At 70.2% G+C, this 12,990-nt stretch carries 12 protein-coding genes and 1 riboswitch; of the genes, 5 read left to right on the top strand and 7 right to left on the bottom strand.

Annotated features, from left to right (window positions below):
- Window positions 1-5: 5 nt before the first annotated feature.
- The 6 genes from ACWZEH_RS24540 to ACWZEH_RS24515 form a co-directional block, all read right to left on the bottom strand.
- Window positions 6-965 carry an ABC transporter permease gene (locus ACWZEH_RS24540; protein WP_456193268.1) on the bottom strand — a complete coding sequence of 320 codons (960 nt, stop codon included), beginning with the start codon at window positions 963-965 and terminating at the stop codon, window positions 6-8.
- A 1-nt stretch (window position 966) separates the two neighbouring features.
- The gene (locus tag ACWZEH_RS24535; RefSeq protein ID WP_456193267.1) at window positions 967-1,971 is read right to left on the bottom strand and encodes an ABC transporter permease; all 1,005 of its coding nucleotides are present in this window, start codon (window positions 1,969-1,971) and stop codon (window positions 967-969) included.
- Window positions 1,972-2,076: 105 nt separating this feature from the next.
- The gene (locus ACWZEH_RS24530; RefSeq protein WP_456193266.1) at window positions 2,077-3,747 is read right to left on the bottom strand and encodes an ABC transporter substrate-binding protein; all 1,671 of its coding nucleotides are present in this window, start codon (window positions 3,745-3,747) and stop codon (window positions 2,077-2,079) included.
- Between the two features lie 502 nt (window positions 3,748-4,249).
- Window positions 4,250-4,981 carry an enhanced serine sensitivity protein SseB C-terminal domain-containing protein gene (locus ACWZEH_RS24525; RefSeq protein WP_456199801.1) on the bottom strand — a complete coding sequence of 244 codons (732 nt, stop codon included), beginning with the start codon at window positions 4,979-4,981 and terminating at the stop codon, window positions 4,250-4,252.
- 165 nt (window positions 4,982-5,146) lie between these two features.
- Window positions 5,147-5,953, bottom strand: coding sequence for an enhanced serine sensitivity protein SseB (locus tag ACWZEH_RS24520; protein ID WP_456193265.1), 807 nt, complete (start codon window positions 5,951-5,953; stop codon window positions 5,147-5,149).
- Window positions 5,954-6,069: 116 nt separating this feature from the next.
- The gene (locus ACWZEH_RS24515; protein ID WP_456193264.1) at window positions 6,070-6,738 is read right to left on the bottom strand and encodes an AAA family ATPase; all 669 of its coding nucleotides are present in this window, start codon (window positions 6,736-6,738) and stop codon (window positions 6,070-6,072) included.
- 236 nt (window positions 6,739-6,974) lie between these two features.
- A riboswitch (glycine riboswitch) is annotated at window positions 6,975-7,074 on the top strand.
- A gap of 160 nt (window positions 7,075-7,234) precedes the next feature.
- On the opposite strand from ACWZEH_RS24515, the gene gcvT reads away from it, so the two are divergent.
- The 5 genes from gcvT to ACWZEH_RS24490 all read left to right on the top strand — a co-directional run bounded on the left by gcvT (window position 7,235) and on the right by ACWZEH_RS24490 (window position 12,240).
- Window positions 7,235-8,383 (top strand): glycine cleavage system aminomethyltransferase GcvT, encoded by a 1,149-nt coding sequence (gene gcvT, locus ACWZEH_RS24510; RefSeq protein WP_456193263.1) that lies wholly within the window; start codon window positions 7,235-7,237, stop codon window positions 8,381-8,383.
- Window positions 8,384-8,523: 140 nt separating this feature from the next.
- A complete protein-coding gene (gene gcvH / locus ACWZEH_RS24505) occupies window positions 8,524-8,901 on the top strand; it encodes a glycine cleavage system protein GcvH (RefSeq protein ID WP_456193262.1) in 378 nt (125 codons plus the stop codon).
- 15 nt (window positions 8,902-8,916) lie between these two features.
- Window positions 8,917-10,176, top strand: coding sequence for a serine hydroxymethyltransferase (gene glyA, locus ACWZEH_RS24500; RefSeq protein ID WP_456193261.1), 1,260 nt, complete (start codon window positions 8,917-8,919; stop codon window positions 10,174-10,176).
- 182 nt (window positions 10,177-10,358) lie between these two features.
- The gene (locus ACWZEH_RS24495; RefSeq protein ID WP_456193260.1) at window positions 10,359-11,726 is read left to right on the top strand and encodes an L-serine ammonia-lyase; all 1,368 of its coding nucleotides are present in this window, start codon (window positions 10,359-10,361) and stop codon (window positions 11,724-11,726) included.
- A 106-nt stretch (window positions 11,727-11,832) separates the two neighbouring features.
- Window positions 11,833-12,240 carry a cold-shock protein gene (locus tag ACWZEH_RS24490; RefSeq protein WP_456193259.1) on the top strand — a complete coding sequence of 136 codons (408 nt, stop codon included), beginning with the start codon at window positions 11,833-11,835 and terminating at the stop codon, window positions 12,238-12,240.
- Between the two features lie 111 nt (window positions 12,241-12,351).
- Here ACWZEH_RS24490 and ACWZEH_RS24485 read toward each other — a convergent pair whose 3' ends face one another.
- Entirely contained in the window at window positions 12,352-12,948 is a 597-nt protein-coding gene (locus ACWZEH_RS24485) for a type VII secretion system-associated protein (RefSeq protein WP_456193258.1), read from the bottom strand.
- Between the last annotated feature and the right edge of the window lie 42 nt (window positions 12,949-12,990).

Genomic DNA, 12,990 nt, shown 5'->3' with positions numbered 1-12,990 from the left:
GTGGTTCAGCCCCTCAGCTTCGGGTCGAGGGCTTCCCGCATGGCCTCGCCGAGGAGGGTGAAGCCGAGGGCGGTGATGATGATGCCGACGGCGGGGTAGACCGCCATCATCGGCGCGTTGTCGAAGAAGCGCTGCGCCTGGGCGAGCATGACGCCCCACTCGGGGATGGCCGGGTCGGGGTTGCCCAGGCCCAGGTAGGACAGGGCTGCGGCCTCGATGATCGCGGTGGCCAGGGAGAGCGTGGCCTGCACGATCACCGGGCTGAGCGAGTTGGGGATGATCTGCGAGACCACGATGCGCCGCTTGCGCACACCCAGGGACTTGGCCGCGAGCACGTAGTCCGCGCCGCCCTGCGCCAGCATGGAGCCGCGCAGCAGCCGGGCGAACACCGGAATCTGGACGACACCCACGGCGATCATCACGGTGGTCAGCGACTGCCCCATGACGGCGGCCACGGACACGGCCAGCAGCAGCGAGGGCAGCGCCAGCATCATGTCGATGAAGCGCATGATGACGGAGTCGATCCGCTTTCCGGCATCACCGCCGAGGGTGGCGGCGGCTCCGGAGACGCCGCCGATCAGGAAGCCGACGGTCAGGCCGATGAACGTGGAGACGACACCGACGAGCAGCGTCTGGCGGGCGCCGACCAGCATGCGGGAGAACATGTCCCGGCCGAGGTGGTCGAGCCCGAACCAGTTGTCGCCGCGGGGGCCTACGAACTCGCCCCGGTTGGGGAAGACCTCGCCCCGCCAGGTCTGGGCCGTCGGGGAGTACGGGGTGAGGTAGGGCCCGACGATCGCGACGAGGACGAACAGGGCGATGACGACGGCGCCGATGATCGCCATCTTGCTGCGCTTGAGCCGGCGGAAGGCTTCCCGCCACAGGCTGGCGCCGGAGCTGGTCTCCTTGGTCGCGGTCAGTTCCGCGAGGCGCTGGATCTTGTCGGTCTTGGTGGCGACGCTCACGTCAGTGCACCCGCACTCTCGGGTCGATGAGGCTGTACGCCACGTCCACCAGCAGGTTGATCAGGACGTACACCAGCGCGATGAACATGATGAACCCGACGAGCACGGGGTAGTCGCGGCCGTCGATCGCGGTCCGGATGAAGGAACCGATGCCTCCGAAGGAGAACACCGACTCGGTCAGGACCGCCCCGGACAGCAGGGAGCCGGTGAGCAGGCCGACCGCGGTCACCACGGGGAGCATCGCGTTGCGCAGCACGTGGCGGCCGCGCACGACGCTCCGCTTGAGGCCCTTGGCCTCGGCGGTGCGGACGTAGTCCTCGTCCTGGACCTCGAGGACGCTGGCGCGGGTCATGCGCACGATGACGGCGAGCGGGATGGAGGCCAGCGCGACGGAGGGCAGGACCAGGTGCATGATCGCGTCCCAGGACGCGTCGAGTTCCCCGGTCAGGACGCCGTCGAGGACGGCGAATCCGGTGACGTTCGTGGCGTTGATGCCGGTGTCCAGGCGCCCGTAGCTGGGGAAGATCCCCAGCTCGACGGCGAAGATCTGCTTGAGGATCAGGGCCAGGAAGAAGACCGGGATGCAGATGCCGATGAGCGACCCGGAGACGGCGGTGACGTCGAGCCAGCCGCCGCGGTTGCGGGCGGCGAAGTAGCCGAGCGGGATACCGACGGCCACGGCGATGATGATCGCCAGGAGGGACAGCTCCACGGTGGCGGGGAAGCGCAGGACGAACTCGTCCCACACCGGCTGTCCGGTCTGGGTGGAGGTGCCCAGGTCGAGTTCGGCGATGCGCTTGAGGAAGCGCCAGTACTGGACATAGACGGGCTGGTCCAGTCCGAGCGCGCGGTTGATGCGCGCCACTTCGGCCTCGGTGGCCTTTTCCCCCAGGATCGCTGAGGCGGGTCCGCCGGGCAGCCGGTCGAGCCACAGGAAGAGCAGAACCGACAGGCCGAGCAGCGTGGGTATGAGCTGGAGCAGTCTTCGTACGACGAGACGCAGCACCCCGCATGCCCCTTTCTTACGTGATGTGTGACATGAACGGACCCGCCCGGCCGCCGAGTTGCGACGGCCGGGCGGACCCAGTGTGCTTGGGTGGTTACTGCTCGCCTACTTGAACGAGGTCTCGGCGAAGATCTCCTGCGTCAGCGGGGAGACGTTCGGCGGGTTCACGTTCTTGGCGAAGGCGATGGCCGGCGGGGAGGACGAGACCGGGACACCGGGCAGGTAGTCCATGATGACCTCGTTGGCCTTCTTGTACGCGGCCACGCGCTCGTCGTGGTTGCCGAGGGTCGAGCCCTCGTTCACGGCCTCGAAGACCTTCTTGTTCTTGAAGCCCCACTGCTTGTCGTACCCGGAGAACCAGGTGCCGATGAAGTTGAAGCCGTCGTTGAAGTCACCGGTCCAGCCGAGCATGTGCAGGTCGCAGGAGCCCGACTCGGTGGCGTCCAGGTAGTCCGGGGCCCACTTCATCGCCTTCGGCGTGACGGTGATGCCGGACTTCTCCAGGTCGGCCTTCATCAGCTCGAACAGGTCCTGCGGGGCAGGCATGTACGGGCGGGTGACCTCGGTCGGGTAGCAGAAGTCGACCTTCAGCTTCTCCTGACCGGCCTTCTTGAGGAGCTTCTTGGCCTCGGCGGTGTCGTACGGGTACTGCTCGACGTCCTTGGAGTAGCCCTCGACCGTCTCGGGCATGAACTGGTCGGCGACCTTGCCGCCCTCGGGCAGCTGGGTCTTGACCAGGTTCTCCCGGTCGATCGACTGCGCGATGGCCTGGCGGACTTCCTTCTCCTTCAGCGCGGGGTTGGCCTCCTGGCTCATGCCCACGTAGAAGAGGTTGAAGACGCCACGGGTCGGGACGCCGTAGCCCTCGTCCTCGAGGGTCTTGACGTCCGCCGGAGCGACGAGGTCGTAACCGTCGATGTCACCGGCCTGGAGCGCCTGACGGCGGCCCTCTTCGGTGTCGATGGTGCGGAAGACCAGGTTCTTGATCTTGGCCTTGTCGCCCCAGTAGCCGTCGAAGCGCTCAAGGGAGACTTCCTTGTTGCCCTTGTTCCACTTCGTGATCTTGTACGGGCCGGTACCGGCGACCGTGCCGGCCTCCTGGCTGTACTTGGGGTACGTGATGGCGTCGCCCTTGGCGGAGGCGTCCTGCTTCTTGTACGCCTCGAGGGCCTTCGGCGAGTGGATCGCCAGGGCCTGGAGGGAGAAGCCGCCGGGGAGGTTGGCGGAGGGCTCCTTGACCTCGATGACGGCGGTGTTCTCGTCCTTCGCGGTGCAGGACTTGTAGTTCGCCTCGGGCGTTTCCTTGTCCTCGTTCTTCGCGAAGCCGCCCATGATGGACTGCCAGTAGTACGAGACCGCGCTGGACTGGTAGGTGCCCGTCCAGTTGAACCAGTGGTCGTAGTTGGCGCAGACGGCCTCGGCGTTGAACGCCTCGCCGTCGTGGAACTTGACGTCCTTGCGGAGGTCGAAGGTCCAGACGGTGCCCTTGTCGTTGCTCGACCACTTCTCGGCGAGGCCGCCGACGAGCTCGCTGCCGCCCGACTCGTGCTCCAGAAGCGCCTCGAAGGCCTGCCGCGTCACACGGAAGGTTTCACCGTCGCTGGCCAGGGCAGGATCGAGGGAGCCCGGGTCACCGGCGCCGGCGAAGACGAAGGTGTCCTTCTCGCCGCCGCTCTCGTTGTCACTGTCCCGTTCGCTGGAGCAGCCCGTGGCGATCAGACCGACCGCCACCGCGGCCGTGATCGCCCGAGCGGCTCGGGACTTGGGTATGCGCATATTGGGGCCACTCCGGGTCCGCTATGTGGATGCATCTTGACCGGCCGAACACTACAGACGTTCACAGCGAGTCGAGAACAGTCCGGATAGCGGTGATACCTAGCTGAGATCTGAACAGTTGACATAAGGGACTCTTCAGGCGTCCCCCCGTCATGAATTAACCGTTCGGACACATCTGACGCATCGTCAGTAGCCTCGAAAAAAGCGTCAGGCGGCGTGAAGAACGGGTGAAACCGCAGGTGACAGGCGGTTGACTGGTCATAGCTGAGTGCACATGGCCGAAAATCTGACGTGAAATCAGCACCCGAGGGCGGAGCCGCCGCCCTTCGCCGGCAGGTGCGTCCATCCCGCGGGCACCGTCACGCTGAGTCAGCACAGGGGTGTGCGGCCGGGTCCTTCCGGACCTGCCTCTCACGCATACGCCCCGGTCAGCGCCGGGGCCCGACCGGCGGATCAGGTCGGAGGTGACTGGCGGTATCTCTCCAACCGGGCCGAGCGGGTGCTAACGCGCGGGCGGGTAGCCGGGAGAGGCGGCGGCGCCGTGCGCCTCTCGGTCGTAGAACGGGCGGGCGTTGGCGCGCAGCCACATCGCGACCGGGTCGTGTTCGTCGGACATCGCGACGGTCGACACCAAAAGCCCGTCCGGGACCGCGCCGAGGGACTGCCGCATCATCGCGCGCACCGCGTCCACGGCCGGCGGCGACGTGTCGTACACGTCCAGGCCGACGGCGAGGTACGGGGCGCCGAGCGACGGCTGCACCCAGGCTCGGCGCAGCGAGCGGACGGCGGGGGTGCGGTGCGCGTTCTGCGCTATCAGGGCGTAGAACTGCGGGATCTCGATGGCGGGTTCGGACAGCCGCAGGGGCCCGGCGGGCTGCCGGTCCAGCCCGGTGGCGAGCCGGCGCAGATCCAGCCAGGGGATGCCGAGGCCGCCGCCCGGGGCGTGCGGATTGAGCCAGAGTCCGTAGCGGTCGGGGTAGAGGGCACGGGCGGCCTCGACGCCGTCGACGACCTCGTAGGACCGGTTCCAGCCACTGGCGGACAGCTCCTGGGCGGAGGTCACGCAGGGCGCGTAACCGAGGCCGTCGACCTCCATGTTCCCGTACTGGGCGTCCGGGGAGCCGGCCTGGCCGTGCCACAGCAGCATCCAGACGTGACCGGAGGAGGGTGTCGCGAGCGCGCGCAGCAACGCCTCATAGGCGTCGTAACGCCCGGGTGTCACCTGGCGCAGCATGTGCTCGACCTGCCCGGCCGCCGCGGTGCCAGCGCTCACTTTGTATCGCCCCTCCGTACCACCCGTACAACACCCTCGCCCGAGCCAATGAACCTAGCTTAAGCGCCTGACGGCGCCGGGGAGCTCCGCCGGTGCGCGACCGGCCCCCGGCAGCACCGCGCCCCCTCAGCGCTGCCATTGGCAGAAGGGGCGGACGCGGTCGCGCATCCACTGGCCGACCGGGTCCTGGGCCACGTCCAGAAGGACGAGGTTGACGGGCCACCTCACCGGCTCGCGGCCCAGCGCGCGGCCCAGCGCGTCCATCGGCGCGGCCCTCAGGTCGCCCTCCGTCCGGGACAGTTCGGCGGGGGCCAGCTCGACGCCGACGAACAGCACCGGTTCGGCCGTCTCGATCTCGGCGAGGCAGCGGCGGGCGGTGGTGACGACGCCGAGGGCCTCGAACTCCGCGGAGGCGGCGGCGAGGAAGTCCACCGGGTCGTCCTGCCAGTCGGGTTCGAACAGCTTGACCCGGCCGCCGCTCGCGGGGCCGTCCAGCGGGCCGCGTCCGGCGCGGCACAGGGCGGCGACCGCGGGGGGCGGCAGCGGGATGCCGACCACTCCCCCGGGATTCACGGCGATCCCGGCCTGCGGCGGCAGACCGCGCGCGAACTCCACCGCGGGCGCGACGGTGAACGACATGTGGGTGCCGACGACCTGACGGAACTGTTCCTCGGAGCTGAAGACCGGTACGTACGCCTGGCCGTCGATCTCCGTCGTGGGCAGGTCCAGCGGGCCGCTGTCCGGTCCGCCGCCGTTGGGCAGCGGTATCCACAGGTAGCTGCGGCCCAGCACCTCGATGATCCGGCCGTCGGCCGAGGGGACGCCGAGGGAGGCGGAGAGCGCCTCCTCCAGCTCGTTGCCTGGCCATCCGCCGTGCGGGTGGGGGTGAGTCTGTGCCGGGAAGTCCGCGGAGAAGCCCGCCGGGAAGTCCATCTGCCTACCGCCTGCCTGGAACCACTGCTGTGGCTGGAAAGGCTAACCGCTGCCGCACCCCGGCGTGCGGCCCGTCCACCGGCAGGCCGGCCGCCCGTGGCGCCACCGGCCCGTGATCAGTCCGTGAACTCGATGCGGTGCAGCGCGTCCGCCGCGTCGCGGTCGGCCAGGACCGCCGATCCGCAGCCCGCGGGCAGGTCGCCGCGCGCCACGGACGTCAGCAGCCGGTCGATGGCGGTGCGGTGGCGCCGGAAGGCGTACCGGGAGACCCCGCGACCGCGCTCGCGCTGGCCGTCCAGGGCCTGCTCCGGGGGGACGTCGAGCAGCAGCAGGTGCAGGACCGCGCCCCTGCGGCGGGCCTCGCGGGCCAGCCAGCGGCGCACCCAGGCCTGCGTGCCGCAGTCGTGGACGACGACGCCCTCGCCGGTGCGCAGGGCGCGCCGCAGTCCGGCGTAGTGGGCGAGGCGGACCAGGGGCCGGTACACCGCGTACGGCAGGAGGCGCGGCGCGGCGCGGTCCCAGCGGTCCCGGGTGTCCTGCGAGTCGATGCGGGTGCCGCGCGCCGCGCGCCGCATGAGGGTGGACTTGCCGCTGCCGGGCAGTCCGGTGACCACGACGAGGTCGCGGGGGCCGAAGAGCAGGGCGTGCGGGCTGCGGCCGGCACGCTCGCGCAGGTCGCGGACGACCGGCGCGGGCAGGGTGGCGCAGGCGTCCCTGGCCGAGGGGGCCTGCTGCTCGGGCAGCGTGACGCCCGTGGTGGTGGCGTACGCCGTGGCCTTGTTCACCGTAAGTCCTCCCCTGGGGGCGGTCCGACCCTGTGACCAGGTACCGGACCATTTCCCCGCCGAGTGTAAAGAGACGGTAACGCCGAGGGCTTCCGGATTCCTTCCCTTTCCCGATACAGACCTGTCACAGCCGTCCGTGAACACCCGGGCACCCTGCGCTTCCTCTCAGAAGGGTCCCCCTGCCGCGGCCCGGCGATGCGTGCAATGATGAGCGCGCCAACTGCATACCGGCCGTTCGAATCCGCGCGGGAGAGTCCCCGGCACCGTTGCCGTCGGGGCGCCGAAGGAGCAAGTCCCTCCCTTGAATCTCTCAGGCACCGTTACCGCGTGGGCGAGGCACATCTGAAAAGCGGGCCGCCGCGCGTGTTCACCGGCGGCTCCACCCAAGGTGCAAACCGTGGTCGTCCCCTGCGCGGGCGGTCATGGCGAACCTCTCAGGTTCCGATGACAGATGGGGAGGAACGACCTCGCCCGTCCTGCCCTGGGAGACCGACCGATGAGCAGTACCGAACCCCGCCGGACCGCACTGGACGCCCTGCATCGTTCGCTCGGCGCCACGATGACCGATTTCGCCGGCTGGGACATGCCCCTGCGCTACGGCTCCGAACGCGACGAGCACAACGCCGTGCGCACGAGGGCCGGTCTCTTCGACCTCTCCCACATGGGCGAGATCACCGTCACCGGCCCGCAGGCGACGCAGGTCCTGGACCACGCGCTGGTCGGCAACATCGGGACCGTCAAACCCGGCCGCGCCCGCTACACCATGATCTGCCGTGAGGACGGCGGCATCCTGGACGACCTGATCGTCTACCGGCTCGAGGACACCGGGGCCGGTTCCCCTCACGCCGGTTCTCCTCACTACATGGTGGTCGCGAACGCCTCCAACGCCCAGGTGGTGCTGGACGCGCTGGTGGAGCGGTCGGCCGGCTTCGACGCCGAGGTCCGTGACGACCGCGACGCGTACGCGCTGCTCGCGGTGCAGGGCCCCGAGTCCCCCGGCATCCTCCAGTCCCTCACCGACGCCGACCTCGACAACCTGAAGTACTACGCCGGGCTGCCCGGCACGGTCGCGGGCGTTCCCGCGCTGATCGCCCGTACCGGCTACACCGGCGAGGACGGCTTCGAGCTGTTCGTGAAGCCGGAGCACGCGGTCGGGCTGTGGCAGGCGCTGACCGAGGCGGGTGAGGGCGCAGGGCTGGTCCCGTGCGGGCTGTCCTGCCGGGACACGCTGCGGCTGGAGGCGGGCATGCCGCTGTACGGCAACGAGCTGAGCACCTCCCTGACGCCGTTCGACGCCGGGTTCGGCCGGGTGGTGAAGTTCGAGAAGGAGGGTGACTTCGTGGGCCGCGCCGCCCTGACCGAGGCCGCCGCCCGCGCCGAGCGGACCCCGCCCCGCGCCCTGGTCGGCCTGGTCGCCGAGGGCCGCAGGGTCCCGCGCGCCGGGTACGCGGTGGTCGCCGGCGGTGAGGTGATCGGCGAGGTCACCTCCGGCGCGCCCTCCCCGACGCTGGGCCGGCCGATCGCGATGGCGTACGTCGACGTGGCGCACGCGACGCCGGGCACGGAGGGCGTCGGCGTGGACGTCCGCGGCAGCCACGAGCCGTACGAGGTCGTGGCACTGCCGTTCTACAAGCGGCAGAAGTGACACCTTCGTAGACGGTCCCGGCGCGGCCTTCCGGGCTTTCGCACGTCGGGGTACGGCGGTACAGGGTGCCGTACGACGGCGCAGGTCGCCGTAGTGTCCGACTCATCAGCACATCCCCCGCCCACAGGAGAATCCAGATCATGAGCAACCCCCAGCAGCTGCGTTACAGCAAGGAACACGAGTGGCTGTCGGCCACCGAGGACGGTGTGTCGACGGTCGGCATCACCGAGCACGCGGCCAACGCGCTCGGCGACGTCGTGTTCGTCCAGCTTCCCGAGGTCGGTGACACCGTGACCGCGGGCGAGACCTGCGGCGAACTGGAGTCGACCAAGTCGGTCAGCGACCTGTACTGCCCGGTCACCGGCGAGGTCACCGAGATCAACGAGGACGTGGTGAACGACCCGTCGCTGGTGAACTCGGCCCCCTTCGAGGGCGGCTGGCTGTTCAGGGTGCGGACCGGCGAGGAGCCGGCCGACCTTCTCTCCGCCGCCGAGTACGACGCCTTCATCCAGGGCTGAGGAGGCCGTAGCCGCATGTCGCTTCTGAACACCCCGCTGCACGAGCTCGACCCCGACGTCGCCGCCGCGGTCGACGCCGAGCTGCACCGCCAGCAGTCCACCCTCGAGATGATCGCCTCGGAGAACTTCGCCCCGGTCGCGGTCATGGAGGCCCAGGGCACGGTCCTCACCAACAAGTACGCCGAGGGCTACCCCGGCCGCCGCTACTACGGCGGCTGCGAGCACGTCGACGTGATCGAGCAGATCGCCATCGACCGGGTCAAGGAGCTGTTCGGCGCCGAGCACGCCAACGTGCAGCCGCACTCGGGCGCCCAGGCCAACGCCGCCGCGATGTTCGCGCTGCTCAAGCCCGGTGACACGATCATGGGCCTGAACCTCGCGCACGGCGGGCACCTGACCCACGGCATGAAGATCAATTTCTCCGGCAAGCTCTACGACGTCGTGGCCTACCACGTCGGCGACGACGGCCGGGTCGACATGGCCGAGGTCGAGCGGCTGGCCAAGGAGAGCAGGCCGAAGCTGATCGTCGCCGGCTGGTCGGCGTACCCGCGGCAGCTGGACTTCGCCGAGTTCCGCCGGATCGCGGACGAGGTCGGCGCGTACCTGATGGTCGACATGGCGCACTTCGCCGGTCTGGTCGCGGCGGGCCTGCACCCGAACCCGGTCCCGCACGCCCACGTCGTCACCACGACCACGCACAAGACGCTCGGCGGCCCGCGCGGCGGCGTGATCCTCTCCACGGCCGAGCTGGCCAAGAAGATCAACTCCGCGGTCTTCCCCGGCCAGCAGGGCGGTCCGCTGGAGCATGTGGTCGCGGCGAAGGCGGTCGCCTTCAAGGTCGCGGCGTCCGAGGAGTTCAAGGACCGCCAGCGCCGCACCCTGGAGGGCTCCCGCGTCCTGGCCGAGCGCCTGGTCCGGGACGACGTCAAGGCCGTGGGCGTGGACGTGCTGTCCGGCGGTACGGACGTGCACCTGGTCCTGGTCGACCTGCGCGACTCCGAGCTGGACGGACAGCAGGCCGAGGACCGGCTCCACGAGGTCGGCATCACCGTCAACCGCAACGCGATCCCGAACGACCCGCGGCCGCCGATGGTCACCTCGGGTCTGCGGATCGGTACGCCCGCCCTGGCCACCCGCGGCTTCACGGCCGAGGACTTCGCGGAGGTCGCGGACGTGATCGCCGAGGCGCTGAAGCCGTCCTACGACGTCGAGGCGCTCCGGGCGCGGGTCACGGCTCTCGCCGAGAAGCACCCGCTGTATCCCGGTCTGCAGTAATTTCGTACGCTTTCATTCGTACGGACGTCCGGGGCGCCGCGCACACTGGGTCAGTGAGCGCGGTGCCCCGCACCATGCACCGCACACGCGACATCCCCTCTCCGGTCCCTCTCCGACCTCACCTTCGGTCCACCCCCTGCCCGGCGGACAGCGGCGTCCGCCGAACCCCTAGGAGTCCTCCCGTGGCCCTCTCGGTCTTCGACCTGTTCTCGATCGGTATCGGGCCGTCCAGCTCGCACACGGTCGGCCCGATGCGGGCTGCCCGCATGTTCGCCCGGCGGCTGCGCAACGAGGAGCTGCTGGACCCGGTCGCCTCGGTCCGCGCGGAGCTGTACGGCTCGCTCGGCGCCACCGGACACGGCCACGGCACGCCCAAGGCGGTGCTGCTCGGCCTGGAGGGCGCCTCGCCCCGCACGGTGGACGTGGAGACGGCTGACGAACGGGTGGAGAAGATCAAGGACGGCGGCCGGATCCGCCTCCTCGGCGACCACGAGATCGCGTTCTCCTTCGACGACGACCTCGTACTGCACCGCCGCAAGACGCTCCCGTACCACGCGAACGGCATGACCCTGTGGGCCTACGACGCGTCCGGCGCCGAGGTGCTGTCGAAGACGTACTACTCGGTGGGCGGCGGCTTCGTCGTCGACGAGGAGGCGGTGGGCGCGGACCGCATCAAGCTCAACGACACGGTCCTGAAGTACCCGTTCCGCACGGGTGACGAGCTGCTGCGCCTGACCCGGGAGACGGGCCTGTCCATCTCCGCGCTGATGCTGGAGAACGAGCGCGCCTGGCGGAGCGAGGAGGAGGTCCGCGAGGGGCTGCTGGAGATCTGGCGGGTGATGCAGGCGTGCGTGGCGCGCGGCATGTCCCGCGAGGGCATCCTGCCGGGCGGCCTGAAGGTGCGCCGGCGTTCCGCGAACACGGCACGCAAGCTGCGCGCGGAGGGCGACCCGAAGGCCCTCGCCATGGAGTGGATCACGCTCTACGCGATGGCCGTGAACGAGGAGAACGCCGGCGGCGGCCGGGTCGTCACCGCACCGACCAACGGCGCGGCCGGCATCATCCCCGCCGTCCTGCACTACTACGTCAACTTCGTCCCCGGTGCCGACGAGGAGGGCGTGGTCCGCTTCCTGCTGGCGGCCGGTGCGATCGGCATGCTGTTCAAGGAGAACGCGTCCATCTCCGGCGCCGAGGTCGGCTGCCAGGGCGAGGTCGGCTCCGCCTGCTCGATGGCGGCGGGCGCCCTCGCCGAGGTGATGGGCGGCTCGCCGGAACAGGTCGAGAACGCCGCCGAGATCGGCATGGAGCACAACCTCGGCCTGACCTGTGACCCGGTCGGCGGCCTGGTCCAGATCCCGTGCATCGAGCGCAACGGCATGGCCGCGGTGAAGGCGGTCACCGCGGCACGGATGGCGATGCGCGGCGACGGGTCGCACAAGGTGTCCCTGGACAAGGTCATCAAGACCATGAAGGACACCGGCGCCGACATGTCCGTCAAGTACAAGGAGACCGCGCGGGGCGGGCTGGCGGTGAACATCATCGAGTGCTGAGGGGACGGGGCACGACGGACGGCGTATGTTGTCCTGGCTGGTCGGGTTCCGTTCCGGGCATGGGGTCCGGGCGCGGGGTCCGGTGTTCTGTTGGGGGTTGGAAACAATGGTCGCTGGTCGTGTGGTGCGGTTCGACGCCGTACGGGGTTACGGGTTCATCGCTCCGGAGCACGGCGGGGAGGATGTCTTCCTCCACGTCAACGACGTGCGGATTCCGGAGCATCAGCTGCGTCCCGGAGTCACCGTGGAGTTCGAGATCGAGGAGGGCGACCGGGGGCTGAAGGCCTCGGGCGTGCGGCTGGCCCAGGGGCCCGGCCCGGTGTCCTCCGCCGGGGTGGGCCGCCATCCGGACGGCGACGACTCACTGTGCGACGTGCTCACCGCCGAGGAGTACCTCCAGGAGGTCACGGAGGTCCTGCTGTCCGCCGCGCCCACACTGACCGGCGAACAGATCCTCCAGGCGCGTCGCGGGCTGCTGCAGTTCGGCAAGACCCACGGCTGGTGCGACGGGTGAGACGGGCCGGCCGGACGGGTCGGTGAGGCGCGGCCCGGCAAGGACCGGGACCGCCGTCCGGGAGCCCGCGTGGCCGTCCGCGCCGATGCCTTCGTACCTGCCCGCCGGTCGTCAGGTTCGTCCCGCACCGGCCGGATCCGGCTCGGCTCCGGCCGGCCGTGTCCTGCTCCCGATCGTCTCCGCGAGCGGACCGGGCTCCAGCACGGTGCCCGCGGGGCTGGGCGGGTTGACGTACAGCGCGTGGCCGGACGGCAAGCGGTCCAGGAGGTCCGCGACGGCGACGAGTTCGAAGGCGAAGCCGCCCACGGTGTCGAGGTGGGGCGCGGCGGTGAAGACCGGGACCACGAGCCTGCCGTCCTCCACGGCGGCGGTCACCGGTGTTCCGTCCGGCAGGGTCAGCACCGCCACCTCGGCGGGGGCCAGGGCCCGCAGTACGTCCTCGGCCGGTCCGTAACCGGTGACGGCGAGCTGGAGGGCCTCGTCGACCCCGTCGGTGGCCTCGGGCCAGCCGAGCGATTCCGGGGAGGGGCGGTGTGCCTCGTTGTCCTCCCACTCCTCGATCTCGCCGGTCGTTCCCGTGCGCCAGCGGCCGACCACGGCCCAGTCGGGCGGCACGCCCTCGCCGTGCCAGCCGGGGTCGACCATGCTGATCCAGTGTTCCGGCGCAAGCCGTGCGGCCTCCACGATGTCCTCGGGGGGCGCGGGCATCGCTGCGGCACTCCGCCCTCCGGTCTCATTCACCCGCACGCA

It is taken from the genome of Streptomyces yamdrokensis (assembly GCF_053890455.1).
Note: the sequence above shows the minus strand (reverse complement) of the source record. Positions and strands in the feature narration are given on the sequence as shown.

Bases quoted from the DNA above. Each gene is read 5' to 3' on its own strand.
- ACWZEH_RS24530 (WP_456193266.1), bottom strand. From the start codon at position 3,747: ATGCGCATACCCAAGTCCCGAGCCGCTCGGGCGATCACGGCCGCGGTG.
- ACWZEH_RS24525 (WP_456199801.1), bottom strand. From the start codon at position 4,981: ATGCTGCGCCAGGTGACACCCGGGCGTTACGACGCCTATGAGGCGTTG.
- ACWZEH_RS24520 (WP_456193265.1), bottom strand. From the start codon at position 5,953: ATGGACTTCCCGGCGGGCTTCTCCGCGGACTTCCCGGCACAGACTCAC.
- gcvT (WP_456193263.1), top strand. From the start codon at position 7,235: ATGAGCAGTACCGAACCCCGCCGGACCGCACTGGACGCCCTGCATCGT.
- gcvH (WP_456193262.1), top strand. From the start codon at position 8,524: ATGAGCAACCCCCAGCAGCTGCGTTACAGCAAGGAACACGAGTGGCTG.
- glyA (WP_456193261.1), top strand. From the start codon at position 8,917: ATGTCGCTTCTGAACACCCCGCTGCACGAGCTCGACCCCGACGTCGCC.
- ACWZEH_RS24490 (WP_456193259.1), top strand. From the start codon at position 11,833: ATGGTCGCTGGTCGTGTGGTGCGGTTCGACGCCGTACGGGGTTACGGG.
- ACWZEH_RS24485 (WP_456193258.1), bottom strand. From the start codon at position 12,948: ATGCCCGCGCCCCCCGAGGACATCGTGGAGGCCGCACGGCTTGCGCCG.